A 19,545-nucleotide genomic window follows, 5' to 3' on the forward strand; every position below is an offset into this window, starting at 1 on the left:
TTCCTGAGATGATTTCCGCGGTGTGTCGGGAAGAACCCCAGTGGATTTCAGGCCAGTGTTTTTCATGGGGGGTCAGGCCAATCTCTCGCATCGCTCATGACCATTGGTGCATCCCGCAGCAGGGGGTGTACCTTCCCCGTGACATTGCCATCTGGAGAAAATGCATGTCAAGTCATACAAGGTTCACCGGACCCTGTTCGAAGCTAATGCTGTGGTACCCGTCGGCGGTGGTTCGGTGGTCATTGCGGTTCCGCTGGTGCGAGGCGCGGCGGGCTTCGTCCATTCCCATGACCTCTGCCAGTTGTTCCCGGCCGGTAATGGCGAATTTGCGGTAGGAGTTGGTGAGGTGTCTTTCCACGGCTCGTAGACTGGTGTCAAGATCCAATGCGATCTCCCTGTTGCTGAGACCGCGCGCGGCACGTTCCGCCACCCTCGTCTCGGCCCGGGTGAGTCCGGCCGCGAGCGCCCGCGCCCTGCGGCCCGGGGTGCCGCGCCCCGGGCCGGCCGGAGCGTTCAGCAACTCGGCGGCCATTCGGCGTCCACGCCTGTGGACCCGGTCGCCTTCCCCCTGCGGGACGGACTCCCGTTGCAGGCGCCTGCCCAACTCGGTGAGGGCACGGGCAAGCTCCAGGCGGCTGCCCCGGGTCTCGACCGTGTCGACGGCCTGCCGCAGCAGCTCGACGCCCGGCGCGCCGTCGGTGACGACCCCGAGCAGGCGCAGCGCTCGGCTCAGGGCGGTCGGCGCTCCCCAGCGAAGGGCGAGTTCGTGATGGCTCCGCGCCACCGCGAGCGCCTGCGCGGACCGGCCCATCCGGTGCTGGACCAGCGCTGCCCGCACCTGCCAGTGGGCGAACCCGGGATTCACCCAGCCGGCGCGTTCCAGGACGCGCCCGCAGTCCAGATAGTGCGCGAGCGCCACCGGCAGATCTCCCCGCTCCTCCGCCAGCATGCCGTTGAGCGCTGCCTGCACGGTGAACAGCCTCAGGTCGGTGGCGGGTTCGGCACCCGCGAGCAGCTGCCCGGCGAGTTCGCCGTCGCTCAGTTCGAGCGCGACCAGGCCCAGGGGGAGAGCGGTGTGCACGCTGTCCCCGCTCGCCGTGCCCTCACCCAGCGCGAGTGCGTGGCGAGCGCACTCCCGAGCCAGACCGGCCTCGCCTCGCGCCGCCTGGGTCAGAGCACGCATCGCCTCGATCCGCGACAGCATCGCGCGGTCGCCCTCCTGCGTGGCGTGCAGGTGCGCGGAGTCCAGCCAGGACGCGGCAATGTGCGGGCTGTCCGTGCAGCAGAGCACCGGAGGCAGCAGTTCGAGCACCAGGCCGGACAGCGCGCTGTGCGCGGGCTCCTCCTCCAGCACCTGCCGGGCGATGCCGGCCGCGGCACCGTGGCCGGCATCCCCGCCCATGGCCGCGCTGAACACGAGAACGGTGCGCAGTTCACGTTCGGCCGACGAGGCGCCGTAGCGCTGCTCGCCGAGTTCACGCAGGCGGCGCGCGGCCGACGACACCAAGCGGAAGTCCTCGAGGCCGGCGTACCGGGCCCTGGCCTCCAGCCGCATCGCCAGGTACCTTCCCCGGCGGTCGGCCTGGCGCGGCGTGCCGAACAGGGCGGCCGTCTCCCGGACGACGGCGGCGACCTCGGGATCGCCGCGCACGATGTCCATCGGCGTGCTGGAGACGACCTCGACGCGGCGCCGCAGCCGGGGCATCAGCCGCGCGGCCTGCACGAAATGGCGCCCCGCGACCGGGGACCCGAGGTCCAGTTCGGTGACTCCGAGTTCGTACAGAAGCTCGGCGCGGACATGGCTGGCGGCGGACACGTCGACCAGGGCACGGCTGAGGAAGCGCACGGCGTCCTCGGGCGCACCCCGGCGCCGCGCGGCCGCCGCCGCGGCGCGCAACTGGTGGATCTCCCACGGGTCGCCGAGCCGGTCGACGTGCAGCAGCGGCAGGGCGACCTCCTCCGGTCCGGCACCGCACGCGTCGAGCACCGCGGACGCCTCCCGGTGGCGGCGCGAACTCTCCTCGTCGCCCATGGCCCGCAGGACGACGGTGCACGCCGCGCGGGTGTGGGCGGCCTCGCTCCGGCCGTCGGCCGGCGGCCACGCGTGGGCGAGGGCCTCACGGGCCTGCGCGCACTGCACCGGGCTCAGCCCCGACAGCCGCGCGACGACGTCGTCCCCGATGTGCTCGGGGAGCACGGCCATGGCCTTGAGGAAGGCGTCGAGGACGGGGTCGCGGCGGAGCAGCGACAGCAGACGCTCACGACGCAGGGACTCGCCGAGCGCGCGCAGTCGCCGGGTGTCCCAGCCGGGTGCGCCCAGCCGCCTGAGCCGGGCCCGGCCGCACAGCGTCCTCAGGTCCTTGGGCCGGCCCCCGGTGAGGTCGTGACAGGTCCGGGCGAACTCGGCCGGACAGCCCGGTCCGAAGTGGCGGGCCACCAGCTCTGCCGTGGCCGGGCGCGACAGGCCGCGGACCCGGATCGGGTGGGTGGTGGCGGCGGCGATCTCGCCGACGAGCGGACTTCGGGCGCCGGGGCCGTCCTTGCGGACCACGGCCAGCAGCAGGCGCAGCCCGTCGAGGCGGGCGGCGAGGTGGGCGAGCGCCTCCAGCGAGGCGTCGTCGACCCAGCCCAGGTCGTCGACGGCGAGCACCACGGTGCGCTCGGCACTCAGGCCGGCGAACAGGAAGTGCAGCCAGTGGAGCGTGTCGGCGCGGACGGCGGCGCCGTTCTCGGTGTCCGGCTCCGGGCACGCCGGGCCGGTGGCGGCGGGCAGCGCGACGGCAGGCGGTGGGGCGGGCAGACCGCGTTCGGCGACCAGCGGCAGTACGAGATGGCGCAGCACACCGAAGGCGACGGCGCGCTCGCCGGGGGTGCCGGCGGAGCGCAGGACCAGGGCACCGGCCGTCGTGGCCCGGTGGGCCAGTTCGTCGAGCAGTGCCGTGGTGCCGGCGCCGGCGCCGCTCTCGAGGAGGACGAGGCCTCCGGTGCCCGACTGGGCGCGGGCCACCGCCTCGTCCAGGAGGGCCAGCTCCTTCTCGCGCTCCAGCAGCATGGATCAGCGGTCCTGCCGCAGGGCTCGCAGGTGGGCGACGAGGGCGGCGCGCCCCTTGACGCCGAGGGCGCGGTAGACGCGGGTGAGCCGTAACTCGACGGTGCGGGTGCTCAGGCCCAGCCGCCGGGAGATCTCACCGTTCGTCAGCCCTTCGACGACGAGGTCGGCCACGTCGCGCTCGGAGGGCGTGAGCGGGTCCGCCTCGGGGGCGGTCCCCCCGAGCGCCGTGGGGGGTCTTTCACGGTCCCGCGCCCAGGGGATCTCGACCCCGTGCAGAGCCAGCGCCTCGTGCGTGCGGGCACACCGCTCCCTGAAGGTGCTCGCCGTTCCCCAGCGCTCGACGTCAGCGCGCTCCTCGGCGAGGAGTTCGCTCGCCGTGCCGGGGGCGCCCAGGCGGTCGTGGGCGACGGCCGCGACGCCGCGCCAGGGGAGCAGCATCGGGTTGCGCCAGCGCTTGGCGAGCAGCACCCGGCCGCATTCCTCTAGCAGCAGCAGGGCCCGGGCGGTGTCCCCGTCGATGAGGGCGAGTTCGGCGCGCGCGTACAGCAGGGACGCCGTGGTGACACTGAGGCTCTCGGACCGGCTCGGAGCGCGTTCCGCGGCGCGCCGGGCCTCCTCCGCACGGCCACAGCGGATGAGGGCGAGGATCTCGGCGGCGGCGAGCCGGGGTGCGAGGAGGCTGTGCCACGAGGCCGGCGGGAGAGCCCGCGTGGCGGCGGACAGATGGCTCAGCGCCTCCTCGCCGCGACCGAGGAGCACATCGGCTTCGGCGCGGCAGAGCAGGGCCTGTGCGACCGCCGCGAGGGCGTTGTCGCGGCGGGCGTCCGCGGCGACGGCTTCGAGGCCGTCGAGGGCGCCGGCCGTGTCGTTCGCGCAGAACAGGGCCCGGGCCGCTGCCGTACGGCACATGAACGGTACGGACGCGGGCGCGTTCAGCGCCGCGTGGGCGAGGTCGAGAGCCTGGACCCGGTCGTAGCCGCGGGTGGCGAGTGTCCAGGCGTGCACGGCGGACTGGGCCGGGTGCCCGGGGCGGTCGGAGTGCACGGGCGGCGGGGCGACGAGCGGCGGCCCGCCCTTCTCCTGGTGGGCGAGCCGGCTGAGAGCGCGCAGCGGTCGCAGCTCGTCGTCGGGGATCTCGGTGAGGGCCCTCTGGTGCACGTCGGCGATCACCCAGCGGGCGGTCTCGGCGTCGCCGCGGCTGAGCAGCAGATCGGCGGCGCTGAGCACATACGGCCAGGTCTCGCGGCTGAGGTGGCGCAGCATCACCTGGCGCAGTCGGCCGTCCGAGGCCTGCGGAGCGGCGACGGCCTCGGCGGCGGCCAGCCGGATGAGGCGCCGGGCCCGCTCCGCCTCCGTCACCGGCTCGGACAGTGAGTGCCTGAGGGCGGCGGTGGAGAGGTCGGCGGCGTGCCGGGCGGGAGGGGAGGCGGCGCCCGGGGCGGTCCACAGGCGCACGGGCGGGCCGGCGTCGTCGGGCGACTCGGCGTCCGCGTCGGCCCGCGCGCCCTCCCGCTCCTGCACGGAGACGGCGCGACGGTGCAGGCGGTCTCGCTCGGGACCGGTCATGTCCGCCACCACCTCGTCGGCGAACCAGGGGTGACACAGCCGGGGGGCGCCGGTGTCGGCGAGGAGTCCGCAGGACCGGAGGGCGGCCAGGGCGTCGTCGAAGGCGGTGGCGTCGAGGCCGGCCAGGGACGCGAGCCGGGCCGGCTCCGGCCGGTGGCCGCCGACGGCGACGGCGCGTAACAGGGCGACGACGTGCGCGGGTAAGCCGTGCGCGGTGGTCAGGGCGCGGCTGGACCAGGCGGTACGGGCGGCGGCGACGAGTTGCGGCACGGCCTCGGTGTTCAGGGGGCGGCCGAGTGCGGTGATCCGGTCGGCGACGGCGTGCAGAACGGCGGGGGACCAGCCGCCGACGTCGGCCGGCGTGAGCATGGACAGCTCCACGGGACGGCCGACGCGTGACTCGACCAGACCTTGTGCCTCGGCGGCGGTGAGCGGGGCGAGGCGCAGGGTGTGTACCGGGCAGGGACGTGCCGACCGTGCTCCGGCCGCTTCGAGAACCTGTCGAACGGGCACGGGGGAGGTGACGACGGCGAGGACGGCGCCCCTGCGGGCGCGGTTCATGAGGCCGACGAGCCGGCGCAGGGAGTGGGGGTCGGCGAGGTGCAGGTCGTCGACGGCCAGCAGGACGGGCTGTCCGGCTGACAGCGCCAGGAGTGTGTCGCACATCCGGGCGATGGTGTCCGTGGGCCGGCTGTTGGGGCCGACACCGGAGGCGAGGGCACCGATCCGGGACGGGCGGCACAGGGTGCCCAGCAATTGGGTGATCGCGCCGTAGGGGAGCCGGGACTCGCGAGGTGAGCAGCGGGCGACACCGACCGCGAGCCCGCGGGCCCGAGCCCGGTCGACGGCGTGTCTGAGGACGGCGCTGCGGCCGGAGCCGACCGGGCCGGTGACGATAACGATGTCAGAGAAGCCGTCCCGTACCCGGTCGACGAGCCCGTCGAGGGTGCCGAGCACCGCCTGCCGGCCGACGAGTCGAGCGGGGGCGAAAGCGTGAGCGGTGGTCACGGGCGACCCTGGGGGGTCGGGGTGCACACGCCGTGGGGGGCGGTGGGGGGTAGGTCTGCGAGCCGCGGAGGGTTTCGCATGCGCACCTCTCGTCTGCTGACGGCGAGCGACCCGCTCTTCGTTCGATTCGGAGATTAGCGAGCCCAGGACCGCCGATTCCCGTGTCATGTGGGATTCCTGAGCTTTATTTGAGGTTGCTGGGAATGACGCGAGTAGATGAGCCGGAGGTACTGCACAGCGTCTTCGCGCGCCCGGACCTGCGCACCCGGCCGATCGCCTCGATCCGTCGGTTCGGGACGCTGTGCAGCCTTGAGTCCGGGGCGCCGGCCTGTGGAGTGCGCGGTCCGATGAGCTATGTCTACAAACCTGTGTTGAACGGCCTGTCGGCGGTGCCGGGGCTCACCGCCGCACCCCCCGCCGCAGTCCCGCCGCGGCGAGGCCGGCGCCGGTCAGGCCCACGGCGGCGAGCGCGGCGGCCTTCGCGCGGCGGTCCGGGGGAGCGGGGCGGGCGCCCGGGGCGACGGCGTAGGCGCTGCCGTGGGCTTCTGCGGGCAGCGCCGAGGCCAGCAACTCCGCCACGTGCACGGCCTCGTGCCCGCCGCTGTCCAGCTCGTGGATCTGGGTACGGCAGCTGAAGCCGTCGGCGAGGGCGACGGTCTGCGCGTCGGCCTCCCGCAGCCGGGGCAGCAGCACCCGCTCCGCGCACGCCGCGCTGACGTCCAGATGCCCGCGCTCGAAGCCGAAGTTGCCGGCCAGCCCGCAGCAGCCGGACTCCAGCCGCTCGGCGTCCACCCCGGCCCGGCGCAGCAGCTCCTGGTCGGCGTCCCAGCCCAGCACCGCGTGCTGGTGGCAGTGCACCTGGGCCAGCGCCCGCGCCGACCGCTCCGGCACCTGCGGCGGCTCGTAGCCCGGGCTGTGCTCGGTGAGCAGCTCGGCGAGCGTCACCGTCTGACCGGTGAGCCTGCGCGCGTCCTGGTCGCCGGGGAACAGCTCGCCCAGGTCGGAACGGAAGACGGTGGTACAGCTCGGTTCCAGGCCGACGACCAGCCCGCCCGCCCGGACGTGCCCGGCGAGCCGGCGCACGGTGCGCGCCAGGACGCGTTCGGCGACGCCGAGCTGCCCGGTGGAGATCCAGGTCAGCCCGCAGCACAGCGGCTCCCGAGGCATCTCCACCCGCCAGCCCGCGTGCTCCAGCAGATCCACCGCGGCCTGCCCGATGTGCGGGTGGAAGAAGTTGGTGAACGTGTCCGGCCACAGCAGCACGCTGCCGCGCCGGCCGTCGCCGTTCCGCTCGCGGCGGCCCGCGAACCACTGCCGCAGCGTCCGGTCCGCGAACAGCGGCACCTCCCGGTCCTCGATCCCCGCCAACGCGGCGGCCGCCTTCGACAGCGGCGGCGTGTGCGTGAGCGCGTTGACCACCGGCCCGAGCCGGGCCCGGCCGACCAGCTGGGCGACGACGGGCAGCCAGCCCAGGGACAGGTCGGAACGGGGCCTGCGCCACGGCCGCCCGCGGTAGTGGTGCGACAGGAACTCGGCCTTGTACGTGGCCATGTCCACGTCGGCGGGACAGTCCTTCTTGCACCCCTTGCAGGCGAGGCACAGATCGAGCGCGTCCTTGACCGCCTCCGACCGCCAGCCGCCCGACAGCGCGCTGTCCCCGTGCCCGTCGAGCATCTCGAACAGCAGCCGCGCCCGCCCCCGCGTGGAGTGCTCCTCCTCCCGCGTCACCTGGTACGACGGGCACATCACCGAACCGCCCTGGTTCGCGAGCTGCCGGCACTTGCCCACGCCCACGCACCGGTTGGCGGCCTGGGCGAACGACCCGCCGTCGTGCGGGAAGCGGAAGTGCAGGTCGCGCGGATCGTGCGGGGCCCAGTCACCGCCCAGGCGCAGGTTCTCGTCCAGCCGGTACGGCGCCACGACCTTCCCCGGGTTCATCCGGTCGCCGGGATCGAAGACGGCCTTGAGCCGCCCGAACGCCTCCACCAGCTCCGTGCCGAACATCCGCGGCAGCAGCTCGCCCCGGCTCTGCCCGTCGCCGTGCTCGCCGGAGAAGGAGCCGCCGAACTCGGCCACCAGGTCGGCCGCGCGCTCCATGAACCGCCGGTAGGCCGCCACCCCGTCCGCGCTGTACAGGTCGAACGGGATACGGGTGTGCACGCAGCCCTGCCCGAAGTGGCCGTACAGACTGGGCCCGGTGTCGCTCTGGTACCCGAACTCCTCGAACAGGCCCCGCAGTCGGCGCAGGTAGTCGCCCAGTCGCGTGGGCGACACCGCCGAGTCCTCCCAGCCCTCGAACGTGTCCGGTCGCCCCGGGATGTGCGCGGTCGCGCCGAGCCCGGCCTCGCGGACGTGCCACAACTCCTCCTCGTGGGAGGGGTCGTCCAGGAAGGCGACCTCGGCATCGTGCTCGGACTCGTGCAGGCCGGCCAGCATGCGGTGCGCCCGCTGCTCCGCTTCGTCGAGCGTGTCGGCGCCGAACTGCACCATCAAGTACGCCCGCCCGGCCGGGAGTTCGGCCAGCGCTTTGGGATTGAGGCGCTTGATCCGCTCGTCGCGGACCAGCCGCTCGTCGACGCCCTCCAGCGCGATCGGCTCGTACGGCAGGATCGTCGGCACGGCGTCGCCGGCGCGGTCGATGCTGGGGAAGCCGAGCACCACGAGCGCGCGTTCCGGCACCACCGGCACCAGCTCCAGCTCGGCCCGCAACACCGTGACGAGCGTCGACTCGCTGCCCACCAGCAGCCCCGCCACGTCGAAGCCGTGCTCCGGCAGCAGCGAGTCCAGGTTGTAGCCGGAGACCCGGCGCGGGATGTCCGGGAAACGGCGGCGGATCTCGTCCGCGCAGGTGTCGCGCAGGGCGCGCAGCCGCCGGTAGACGGCGGCGCGCAGATCGCCCTGCCGCTCGATCTCGGCGTACTCCTCGTCGCTCGTCTCCCCGCACCAGAACCGGGTGCCGTCGTAGAGCAGCACCTCCAGGCGGGCGATGTTGTCCACGACCTTTCCGTACGCCTGGGCGGTCGCGCCGCACGAGTTGTTGCCGATCATGCCGCCGATCGTGCAGTTGGCGTGCGTGGCGGGTTCGGGGCCGTACCGCAGACCGGTGGGCGAAAGCTGCCGGTTGAGGTCGTCGAGGACGATGCCGGGCTGGACGACGCAGGTGCGGGCGTTCGTGTCGACGGACTCGACGCGGTTGCAGTACTTCGACCAGTCGATCACCACGGCCGTGTTGGTGCACTGCCCGGCCAGACTGGTCCCGCCGCCCCGGGACAGCACGGGCGCGCCGTGCTCGCGCGCGACGGCCACCGCCTCGGCGGCCGCCTCGGGACTGCGCGGCACGACCACGCCGATCGGCGTCTGCCGGAAATTGGAGGCGTCCGTGGAGTACGCCGCCCGGCTCCCGGCGTCGAACCGGACCTCCCCGTCCACCCGCTCACGCAGCGCGGCCTCCAGCCGCGCCGGGTCGGCCGGGGGCGCCGCCCCGGGACGGCGGACGACGGGTTCGGGCAGATCCAGCGCGCCCATGGTGTCCTCCTTCGGTCGCCGGTGTGGTCACGGCACGGGCCCGCCGGGTACCCAGCCGCGCCGGGACAACCCGCCCTGCGGGGGTGCGGGTTCGCGTCCTGCGGGGTGGCGGCGCGTGCTCTGCGGGGTGCGGGTTCGCGCCCTGCGGCGGTGTTGGCGCGCGCTGCGCGGCGGTCCCGGCTCGCGCTCTGGGCGCTGCCGGCTCCCGCCCTACGGCGTCCCGGATCCCGACCGCGTCGGCCGCAGGCGGATGTCCGTGCTCGACAGCGTCTGTGGCGTCGCCGTGAAGGCGCGCAGCCGGATCCGGACGCCCGGCGCGGGCAGCCGGAACCGGCCGCCGGACGGCCTGATCTCCATCCGCACGGTGCCGTGGGCGGGGACCGTCGCCGGACCCCGCGCCAGCGACCAGTACCGGCCCGAACCCTGGTCCGTGGTCAGCATGAAGTGGGGCGTCAGGGCCGTACCCCCGGTGTTGGCGACCCGCACCGTCAGCCGCGAGACGACGTCCGCCGAGACCCGCCGCACCGCGGCGACGCGCATCCGCAGCGGCGGCGAACCGGTGACCGCGAACACCGCGCTCGCCGACGCCGGCAGCAACACCATCACGGCCGCCGCGGCCAGTGCCGGACGACGGTACGGCCCGGACAACGGTCGCGGGCGGGGCTGCCAGGCGCGGGCGAACTCCGAGGGCGGAGCGGTGACCGCGGCCGCCAGCCACAGCGGCGTCATCATCAGGTAGTAGCCGTCCTGGGAACGGGTCGCCAGGTAGAAGGCGCACCAGGGCAGGACGGTCGCCGCCGGACCCAGGCGGCGCGCGAACAGGACCAGCAGCGCGAGCAGCGCGGCGGCCAGCAGCAGACTCGCGTGCGCGTACCAGTCGATCCGGTCGCTGCCGTCGGTGAGGTACAGCGAGACGTCCACCAGGCCCTGCCCGTGCACCGTCGCCCCCTGCGTCAGCGGCAGCGCGATGCCGGCGAACCAGGTGCCCGGCTCGCTCACCAGGAAGTACGTGTTCAGCAGCAGCCATACGGTCGCGGCGGCACCGGCGATCCGCAGCACCACCAGCGCCGCCGCCCGGCCGCCCAGCTCCCCCCGGCGTACCGCGTAGACGCCGGCCAGCAGGAAGGGCGCGAGGAACCACGGCAGTTGCTGCGCCGCGCAGGCCGCGCCCAGGCACCCGGCGCGCACCAGCCCGGCCGGGCCGAGCCGCCCGCCCCGCCCGAGCCGCGGCCAGCCCACCACCACCGGCACCAGCAGCGCCAGCGCGGTGATCGCCGGATAGCCGAGGCGGGCGTACGTGGGCAGGAAGCCGAAGCCCAGGCACACCATGGTCGCCGCGGGGCGCCACGGCACCGGCAGCATGCGCCACAGCACGACCGTGCCGGCGACGAGCGCGCCCGTGCTCACCGCCGTCGCCGGGGCGCCACCGTGGCCCAGCCACAGCAGCGGCGCGGTGAGCAGCGGGGCGAGCGGCGGATAGCCGTAGGTGAAGTCGTAGCCGCCGGTCACCGTCGGGGTGAGCGCGATGCCGTGGCCGAACAGCCAGGGCCAGGGCTGCCCGTACACCCGGTGGCCGGCGACCAGTTCGCGGGCGGCCTGCGTGGTCAGCAGCGCCTCGTCGGAGCCCCGGTGGTACATCACCCAGGCGCACAGGGCGAGCGTCACGGCGGTCGCCAGCACGCACAGGTCCAGCCGGGCCAGTGCCCTGGTCCGGCGGACCACCAGGGCGAGCACCCCGCACACCAGGATCGAGGCGTAGCAGACCGAGATGACCGCGGCCACGGCGAGCCGGTGACCGGCCGCCTCCGTCCACACCGAGCGGGTGCCTATGAAGAGGCTGACGTCGGCGAGCAGGGTCAGGACGCGGTGCCACTGCGCGGGGGTTTCCGGGGCGGCGGACACCGCCGACTGTGTCCGCCGGCCCGGTGTCACCGGCTGGGTCTTCTCTGCCGTGTGCACGGCCCGGACGCTAGTGGGGCCCGGTGAGCGGGGCGCGACCGGAGGTGAAGAGCGCGGTGTGAGGCCGGTAAGAAGCCGTGATCACTGATGAAAGGGTCATCGCGGGGCGATTGTGAAGGCAGATGGCTGAAAACACTCGGACGCTCCCGAATGTGTCCGGACATGACCACAGTGGCGTTTTATTGCTCCCGGAGCGGTCGCGGACCGTGTCGCTGTTGGGCCGAACGGGTGACTTGGCGTAAGAATTGGCCGGTGCAGGCAACAATTGCGAGTCAGGTCGGGGGGAGCCGGTGAACCGCCACGTCACCGATGAACAGTGGGAGGGGCTTGCCCAGGTCGTGCCGCTGCGCGGACGGGACTCCTGGCCGTCCGCGGTGGACCACCGCGCGTTCGCGGACGCGGAGACCGAGAGCCGCCGCCGTTTCGTCGTCCTCAGGGTCAACGTCTTCTCGGACGCCCGCGAGGTCGCCGAGACGCTGATGGCCGGGGTGCCCGTCCTGCTCGACCTGAGCGGCGCGGAGGCCGACGTCGCCAAGCGCGTCCTCGACTTCAGCACCGGCGTCGTCTTCGGCCTGGCCAGCGGCATGCACCGGGTCGACCGGAACGTGTTCCTGCTGACCCCGGCCGACACCGAGGTCACCGGCCTCATGCAGAACGCCGGGGTCCCCGGAGTCTGAGCCGGCCCGGCGCTCCGGCCGGTCCTCCGATCGTGGGAAGGCCGCACAGCCGGAACGGTTCACCGCCCGCCGGACCCCCTACGGTCCGCACATGACCGTGTCACCCGTGCCCCCGGCCCCCGCCCCAGCCACCGTCCTCGCTCCGTCCCTGTCCCCGTATCCGTCCTCGTCCTTGCCCCCGTCCTCGTCCCCGTCCCCGTCGCGGTCCTCGTCACCTCCGCCGTCCGCCTCCCCGCCGGCCGGAACGGCCGTGCCGCGGCCCTGCGTCACCGAGCTGCGGCTGTCCGCCTTCGCCGGGCACCGGGGGGCGGCGTTCGGACTCGGCCCCGTCACGCTGTTCGCCGGGGGCAGCGGATGCGGCAAGACTGCGGCGCTGCGGGCGTACGAGGCGCTGGCGCGGCTCGGCGGCGGCGCCCCGGTCGGCCAGGCGTTCCCGGACCCGGGCGCCTGCGTGCCGGAGCGCGCCCGGCCCGACGCCCAGCGGCGGCGCGGGTTCCGCATCGGCTGCACGGCCGACGGGCCCGAGGGGCCGGTACGGCTCGACGTCGCCGTCCAGGCCGAGCCCGAGCTGCGCGTCGTGGGGGAGCGGCTGACCTCGGGCGGCCGGGTGCTGCTGGAGACGGCCCTGCGCGACCCGGCGCGCCGCTTCGTGCAGGCCGCCTGGCACACGGGCGGCTCGTCCCCGGTGACCCGGGCGCCGCTGCCGGACGACCGGCTCGGCACCGCGCTGCTGCCGCTGCGGGTGGCCGGCCGGACCGACGGGCAGCGCCGGGTGCTCGCCGCCGCCGAGCAGACGGTCGTCGCCTTGCGCTCCGTCTTCGCCTGCGACCCTCGCCCCGGCCGGATGCGGGCCCCCGTCCCGGCCGGCTCCGGCCGTCTCCTCGGCGGCTGCGACAACCTCGCCGACGTCCTGTGGCGCACTCGGACCGAGTGCGGCCGCCGGCACGCCCTGCTCGTCGAGGCGGTGCGCGCCGGATGTGCCGGAGACGTGGCGGACGTGCGCGCGGAGCCGCTGGGCGACGGGACGGTCGAGGCGCTGCTCGACCGCGGGGACGGACACCGGACGGCCCTGGGCCGCCTCGGCGACGGCGAGCTGAGGTACGTCGCCCTCGCGCTCGTCCTGCTGACCGGACCCGGGGTGCTGGAGGTGGACCCCGCCGGGGAGGTGCCCGCGGCGATGCAGACCCTCACCGTCCTCGCCGACCGCTTCGAACGGTCGTTGGACGCGCGGCAGCGGCGCGAACTGCTGCTGCTGGCCGCGCGCATGGGCCGCCGCGGGCACATCCGCCTCGTCGCCGCGGTGAGCGACGCCTCGTGGGCCGCCGGGGCGGACGGCGTCACGGTGGTACACCTGGGGCCGTGACAGAACCACTCGACGTGACGAAGCTGCAGCGCCGGCTGGCCGAGTTCGCGGCGGCCCGCGACTGGCAGCCGTACCACACCCCGAAGAACCTCGTCGCCGCCCTCAGTGTCGAGGCCGCCGAACTGCTGGAGATCTTCCAGTGGCTGACGCCGGAGGAGTCGGCGCGGGTGATGGACGACCCGGAGACGGCGCACCGGGTGACGGACGAGGTCGCGGACGTGCTGGCCTATCTGCTGCAACTGTGCGAGGCGCTGCGGATCGATCCGCTGGCCGCGCTGGACGCGAAGATCGACCGCAACGAGCGGAGGTTCCCGGCCCCGTGAGGCGGGACGACCGACAGTGACAATGAGTCACCACCTCCACTTTCACTCTCCGCAGTCGAAATCCCGCCATATATCGGCCTGCTGTCCACAGATTTCCGCTCACCTCTGGCTTTTCGCCCCACGCCGCCTCACTCTATGTAGTGGATTGGTGAGGCTCGGGCGGGCGTGTTGATAACACGCTGTGACGGACGGGGGTTGGCGCATGGACGCGGTGCGACTCATCGTGACGAGCAGACGTGCCCTGGCGGCCGGCGGCAGCCCGCCGGACACCCTGACGGAGGTGTGGCAGGCACAGGCCCTGGCCCAGGCGATAGGCAGCCGCCTCGCGGTCACCGGCCCGCCCGAATTGCGCGGCGAGGCGCTGGGGCTGACCGAACTGGCGGGCCGGGGCTGCGGTGTGCTGGGGACGCCGCGGCTCGCCCTGGAGGACCTGCGCGCCGCCCAGCTCACCGACCTGGGCGACGCCCGCCAGGCCCTGACGTACCTCGGCGGCCTCCTCGGCGAGGTCGGCATCACCCTCGTGGGCCTCGCCTGCGCCGCGGCCGACGAGAGCACGTACTGGCAGTGCATGGAGGCGATCGACGCGGCCGACGAGTCCCGGGACCGCGTCCGCGAGATGCTGCGCCGACTGGCGGACAAGGCGGAAACCGTGCCCGACCGGGACGGGGTCTGAGGCTTTCCGGGCGACGCCCCGGGGCACCAGTGGCAGCGGCCGCCAGGACAGCGGGCAGGATGGAGGCATGGATCTTCGCATCTTCACCGAGCCCCAGCAGGGGGCCACCTACGACACCTTGCTCACCGTGGCGAAGGCCACCGAGGACCTCGGATTCGACGCGTTCTTCCGGTCCGACCACTACCTCCGCATGGGCGCCGTGGACGGCCTTCCCGGACCCACCGACGCCTGGATCACCCTCGCCGGACTCGCCCGTGAGACCAAGCGCATCCGCCTCGGCACCCTGATGACCGCCGGCACCTTCCGGCTGCCCGGCGTGCTCGCCATCCAGGTCGCCCAGGTCGACCAGATGTCCGGCGGCCGCGTCGAACTCGGCCTCGGCGCGGGCTGGTTCGAGCAGGAGCACAAGGCCTACGGCATCCCGTTCCCGAAGGAGAAGTTCGCCCGCCTGGAGGAGCAGCTGGAGATCGTCACCGGCCTGTGGGCGACGAAGACCGGCGAGACCTTCGACTTCCACGGCACCTACTACGACCTCACGGACTCGCCCGCGCTGCCCAAGCCCGCCCAGGACAAGGTCCCGGTCCTGATCGGCGGCCACGGCGCGACCCGCACCCCCCGCCTCGCCGCCCGCTACGCCGACGAGTTCAACATGCCGTTCGCCTCGATCGAGGACAGCGAGCGGCAGTTCGGCCGGGTGCGCGCCGCCGCCGAGGCGGCCGGCCGCCGCGCCGACGACCTCGTCTACTCCAACGCCCTCGTCGTCTGCGTCGGCGGCAACGACCAGGAAGTGGCCCGCCGAGCCGCCGCCATCGGCCGCGAGGTCGACGAGCTCAAGGCCAACGGCCTGGCCGGCTCCCCGGCCGAGGTCGTCGACAAGATCGGCCGCTACGCCGCGATCGGCTCGGGCCGCGTCTACCTCCAGGTCCTCGACCTGCACGACCTGGACCACCTGGAGCTGATCTCCTCCCAGGTCCAGACGCAGCTGTCGTAGCGGCGATAAACGAAAGGCGCCGGTCGTCGCCGGTGTGCGAAGGTGAGACCGTCGTCCGGCAGGCCCCCGGGGATCAGTGCCCCGGGGGCCTTCGCACGCACGGCACCGCATTCGACCACCCAGCCGGAGAGGCCCTCCGCATGTTCCTGACGATCAGCACCACCGGCACCCCCGGACGCCCGGCCACCGACCTCGGATTCCTGCTGCACAAGCATCCCGACAGGGCGCAGGCGTTCTCGACGTCCTACGGCACGGCGCACGTCTTCTATCCCGAGGCGGATCCCGGGCGCTGCACGGCCGCGCTGCTGCTGGAGGTCGACGCGGTGGCGCTGGTGCGCAGGGGCAAGGGCAAGGGCCGGGGCGGCGCACCCGACGCGGCGCTGGCGCAGTACGTCAACGACCGCCCCTACGCGGCCTCCTCGCTGCTCGCGGTCGCGCTGAGCGGTGTCTTCTCCAGCGCGATGAAGGGCGTCTGCACCGCCCGTCCGGAGCAGCCGGCGCAGCCGATGCCGCTGCGCGTCGAGGTGCCCGCGCTGCCCGCCCGCGGCGGTGCGGAGCTCGTGCGGCGCCTGTTCGAGCCGCTCGGCTGGACGGTCGCCGCCGAACCCGTCGCCCTGGACGCCGAGTTCCCCGAGTGGGGCGAGTCGCGGTACGTCCGGCTCGTGCTGGAGTCGGCGGCGCTGACCCTCGCCGAGGCGCTGCGCCACCTGTATGTGCTGCTGCCGGTGCTGGACGACGCCAAGCACTACTGGGTCGCCTCCGACGAGGTCGACAAGCTGCTGCGGGCCGGTGAGGGCTGGCTGCCCGGGCATCCGGAGCAGAAGCTCATCACCAGCCGTTACCTCTCGCGCCGCTGGTCGCTGACCCGGGAGGCGATGGAGCGCCTGGAGTTGGTGCGGCTCGCCGAGTCGGACGACAGCGCGGTCGAGGAGATCGACAACGCCGTCGACGCGGAGACCGAGGCGGAGAGCGGCGCGGAGACCGGGGCGGACAGCGAGGCGGAGACCGGGTCGGAGGAGAAGCCGATCCCGCTCGCCGTGCGGCGCCGGGACGCGATCCTCGCGGCGCTGCGGGAGTCGGGAGCCGCCCGTGTCCTGGATCTCGGCTGCGGGCAGGGCCAGTTGGTGCAGGCGCTGCTGAAGGACCCGCGGTTCACGGAGATCGTCGGCGTGGACGTGTCGATGCGGGCGCTGACCATCGCGGGCCGGCGGCTGAAGCTGGACCGGATGGGCGAGCGGCAGGCCGCGCGCGTCAAGCTGCTCCAGGGCTCGCTCGCCTACACCGACAGCCGGCTCAAGGGGTACGACGCCGCCGTGCTCAGCGAGGTGATCGAGCACGTCGACCTGGAACGGCTGCCCGCCCTGGAGTACGCGGTGTTCGGCGCGGCCCGCCCCCGGACCGTCCTGGTGACCACCCCGAACGTCGAGTACAACGTGCGCTGGGAGTCCCTCCCGGCCGGGCACACCCGGCACGGCGACCATCGCTTCGAGTGGACCCGGGAGGAGTTCCGCGCCTGGGCGCGGGCCGTCGCCGGACGCCACGGCTACGACGTGGAGTTCCGGCCCGTCGGCCCGGAGGACCCCGAGGTGGGACCGCCCACCCAGATGGCCGTGTTCCGTGTCGAGACGGTGAACGAGACAGTGAAGGAGGCGAAGGCAGCATGACCGAGACCCAGAGCGACGAGACCCAGAGCAACGGGCCCCAGAGCAACGGGCCCCAGAGCGACGAGACCCGGAGCGACGAGACCCGGAGCAACGCGGCGCAGAGCAGCGGGACGCAGACCAAGGGGCGCGTGCTGCCCGTCACCGACCTGTCCCTCGTCGTCCTCGTCGGCGCCTCCGGATCGGGCAAGTCCACCTTCGCCCGCAGGCACTTCAAGCCGACCGAGGTCATCTCTTCCGACTTCTGCCGCGGCCTGGTGTCGGACGACGAGAATGACCAGAGCGCCACGAAGGACGCCTTCGACGTGCTGCACTACATCGCCGGCAAGCGCCTGGCCGCGGGCCGCCGCACGGTCGTGGACGCCACCAGCGTGCAGCAGGACGCCCGCCGCCAGCTGATCGAGCTGGCCAGGCAGCACGACGTCCTTCCCATAGCCGTCGTGCTGGACGTGCCGGAGGAGGTGTGCGCCGAGCGCAACGCCGCCCGCACCGACCGGGCCGACATGCCGCGCCGGGTCATCCAGCGGCACATCCGCGAACTGCGGCGCTCGCTGCGGCACCTGGAGCGCGAGGGCTTCCGCAAGGTGCACGTCCTGCGCGGCGTGGAGGAGGCCGAGAACGCCACCGTCGTCACCGAGAAGCGGTTCAACGACCTGACCCACCTCACCGGGCCCTTCGACATCATCGGCGACGTGCACGGCTGCGCGGCCGAACTGGAGGCGCTGCTCGGCAAGCTGGGCTACGTCGACGGCGCGCACCCGGAGGGACGTACGGCCGTGTTCGTCGGCGACCTGGTCGACCGCGGCCCGGACTCACCCGGCGTGCTGCGCCGCGTGATGGCGATGGTGAAGTCGGGCGACGCGCTGTGCGTGCCGGGCAACCACGAGAACAAGTACGGCCGTCACCTCCGGGGCCGCAAGGTCCAGCACACCCACGGACTCGCCGAGACGATCGAGCAGATGGAGGGCGAGAGCGAGGAGTTCCGGCAGCAGGTCCGCGAGTTCATCGACGGGCTGGTCAGCCACTACGTCCTCGACGGCGGCCGGCTGGTGGTCTGCCACGCCGGTCTGCCGGAGAAGTACCACGGCCGCACCTCCGGCCGGGTCCGCTCGCACGCGCTGTACGGCGAGACGACCGGTGAGACCGACGAGTTCGGCCTGCCGGTGCGTTACCCGTGGGCGGAGGACTACCGGGGCCGCGCGGCCGTGGTCTACGGCCACACCCCGGTCCCGGAGGCCACTTGGCTCAACAACACCATCTGCCTGGACACCGGCGCGGTGTTCGGCGGCAAGCTGACCGCGCTGCGCTGGCCGGAGCGGGAGCTGGTCGACGTACCGGCCGAGCGGGTCTGGTACGAGCCGGCCAGGCCGCTGCGCACCGAGGCGCCCGGCGGGCAGGACGGCCGGCCGCTGGACCTGGCGGACGTGCACGGCCGCCGGGTGGTGGAGACCGGGCACGCGGGCCGGGTGGCGGTGCGTGAGGAGAACGCGGCGGCGGCCCTGGAGGTGATGAGCCGTTTCGCGGTGGACCCGCGGCTGCTGCCGTACCTGCCGCCGACCATGGCGCCGACGGCCACCAGTCACGTCGAGGGCTACCTGGAGCACCCGGTGGAGGCCTTCGCGCAGTACGCCGGGGACGGCGTCGCCCGGGTCGTGTGCGAGGAGAAGCACATGGGCTCGCGGGCGGTGGTCCTGGTGTGCCGGGACGCGGACGCGGCCCGCAGGCGGTTCGGGGTCGAGGCGGGTCCCACCGGGTCCCTCTACACCCGCACCGGGCGCCCGTTCTTCGACGACGGGTCGGTGACGGAGATGGTCCTCGACCGGGTGCGGACCGCGGTCGGCGGGGCCGGTCTGTGGGAGGAGCTGGAAACCGACTGGCTGCTGCTGGACGCCGAGCTGATGCCGTGGTCGCTGAAGGCTTCCGGGCTGCTGCGGTCGCAGTACGCGGCCGTGGGCGCCGCGTCCGGGGCGGTGTTCCCCGGCGCGCTGGCCGCGCTGGAGGGCGCCGCGGCCCGTGGCGTGGAGGTGGCCGGCCTGCTCGGCCGCCAGCGCGAGCGGGCGGTGGACGCCGCCGCGTTCACGCGGGCGTACCGCCGCTACTGCTGGACGACGGACGGTCTGGACGGCGTACGCCTCGCCCCGTTCCAGATACTCGCCGGGCAGGGCCGCAGCCTCGCCGCCCTGCCGCACGACGAGCAGCTCGCCCTGCTCGACCGGCTCGTCGAGCACGACGGCAGCGGCCTGCTGCAGACGACGCGCCGGCTGTACGTCGACACCGGCGACCCGGAGTCGGTGCGTTCCGGTGTCGACTGGTGGCTGGAGATGACCGGCCGCGGCGGCGAGGGCATGGTCGTCAAGCCGCTCGGGGCGCTGGTGCGCAACGGGGAGGGGCGCCTGGTGCAGCCCGGCGTCAAGTGCCGGGGACGGGAGTACCTGCGGATCATCTACGGACCGGAGTACACCCGCCCCGACAATCTGGCGAGGCTGCGGAGCCGGTTCCTCAACCACAAGCGGTCGCTGGCGCTGCGCGAGTACGCGCTCGGGCTGGAGGCGCTGGAGCGGCTGGCCGGGGGCGAGCCGCTGTGGCGGGTGCACGAGGCCGTGTTCGGGGTGCTGGCGCTGGAGTCGGAGCCGGTGGACCCCCGGCTGTGACCCGGAACGCCCCACGGCTGTGAGCCGGTCCTGAGCCCGGGCCTCGACGACACCCCCGTCGTCTTCGAGGCCCGGGCGGCCCGGGCGCCCCCGGGG

General features: G+C 73.9%; 11 protein-coding genes. 7 read left to right on the top strand and 4 right to left on the bottom strand.

Translation table 11 applies throughout. The features are described from left to right. Positions 1-172: 172 nt before the first annotated feature. The 4 genes from ACZ5GT_RS27965 to ACZ5GT_RS27980 form a co-directional block, all read right to left on the bottom strand. The gene (locus ACZ5GT_RS27965) at positions 173-3,052 is read right to left on the bottom strand and encodes an AAA family ATPase (RefSeq protein ID WP_469031680.1); all 2,880 of its coding nucleotides are present in this window, start codon (positions 3,050-3,052) and stop codon (positions 173-175) included. A gap of 3 nt (positions 3,053-3,055) precedes the next feature. Continuing rightward, positions 3,056-5,626 carry an AAA family ATPase gene (locus tag ACZ5GT_RS27970; RefSeq protein ID WP_469031681.1) on the bottom strand — a complete coding sequence of 857 codons (2,571 nt, stop codon included), beginning with the start codon at positions 5,624-5,626 and terminating at the stop codon, positions 3,056-3,058. Between the two features lie 399 nt (positions 5,627-6,025). After that, the gene (locus ACZ5GT_RS27975) at positions 6,026-9,151 is read right to left on the bottom strand and encodes an FAD-binding and (Fe-S)-binding domain-containing protein (protein ID WP_469031682.1); all 3,126 of its coding nucleotides are present in this window, start codon (positions 9,149-9,151) and stop codon (positions 6,026-6,028) included. Between the two features lie 210 nt (positions 9,152-9,361). Continuing rightward, positions 9,362-11,053 carry a hypothetical protein gene (locus ACZ5GT_RS27980; RefSeq protein ID WP_469031728.1) on the bottom strand — a complete coding sequence of 564 codons (1,692 nt, stop codon included), beginning with the start codon at positions 11,051-11,053 and terminating at the stop codon, positions 9,362-9,364. A 347-nt stretch (positions 11,054-11,400) separates the two neighbouring features. Here ACZ5GT_RS27980 and ACZ5GT_RS27985 point away from each other — a divergent pair, with 347 nt between their 5' ends. From ACZ5GT_RS27985 to ACZ5GT_RS28015, 7 genes are all read left to right on the top strand, one after another. Continuing rightward, complete coding sequence (locus ACZ5GT_RS27985) at positions 11,401-11,787, top strand: cell division protein SepF (RefSeq protein WP_469031683.1); 387 nt, start codon at positions 11,401-11,403, stop codon at positions 11,785-11,787. Between the two features lie 91 nt (positions 11,788-11,878). Beyond that, on the top strand, positions 11,879-13,150 hold the full coding sequence (locus ACZ5GT_RS27990; protein WP_469031684.1) for an AAA family ATPase: 1,272 nt from the start codon (positions 11,879-11,881) through the stop codon (positions 13,148-13,150). Further along, positions 13,147-13,473, top strand: coding sequence for a nucleotide pyrophosphohydrolase (locus ACZ5GT_RS27995; protein WP_469031685.1), 327 nt, complete (start codon positions 13,147-13,149; stop codon positions 13,471-13,473). The genes ACZ5GT_RS27990 and ACZ5GT_RS27995 overlap by 4 nt, the downstream gene beginning before the upstream one ends. 202 nt (positions 13,474-13,675) lie before the next feature. Beyond that, positions 13,676-14,146 carry a DUF6099 family protein gene (locus ACZ5GT_RS28000; RefSeq protein ID WP_469031686.1) on the top strand — a complete coding sequence of 157 codons (471 nt, stop codon included), beginning with the start codon at positions 13,676-13,678 and terminating at the stop codon, positions 14,144-14,146. 67 nt (positions 14,147-14,213) lie between these two features. Beyond that, the gene (locus ACZ5GT_RS28005) at positions 14,214-15,137 is read left to right on the top strand and encodes an LLM class F420-dependent oxidoreductase (protein ID WP_469031687.1); all 924 of its coding nucleotides are present in this window, start codon (positions 14,214-14,216) and stop codon (positions 15,135-15,137) included. Between the two features lie 140 nt (positions 15,138-15,277). Further along, the gene (locus ACZ5GT_RS28010; RefSeq protein WP_469031688.1) at positions 15,278-16,801 is read left to right on the top strand and encodes a 3' terminal RNA ribose 2'-O-methyltransferase Hen1; all 1,524 of its coding nucleotides are present in this window, start codon (positions 15,278-15,280) and stop codon (positions 16,799-16,801) included. Further along, positions 16,798-19,449 (top strand): polynucleotide kinase-phosphatase, encoded by a 2,652-nt coding sequence (locus ACZ5GT_RS28015; RefSeq protein WP_469031689.1) that lies wholly within the window; start codon positions 16,798-16,800, stop codon positions 19,447-19,449. The genes ACZ5GT_RS28010 and ACZ5GT_RS28015 overlap by 4 nt, the downstream gene beginning before the upstream one ends. The last annotated feature ends 96 nt before the right edge of the window (positions 19,450-19,545 follow it).

The organism is Streptomyces sp. NPDC031340, from assembly GCF_055569945.1.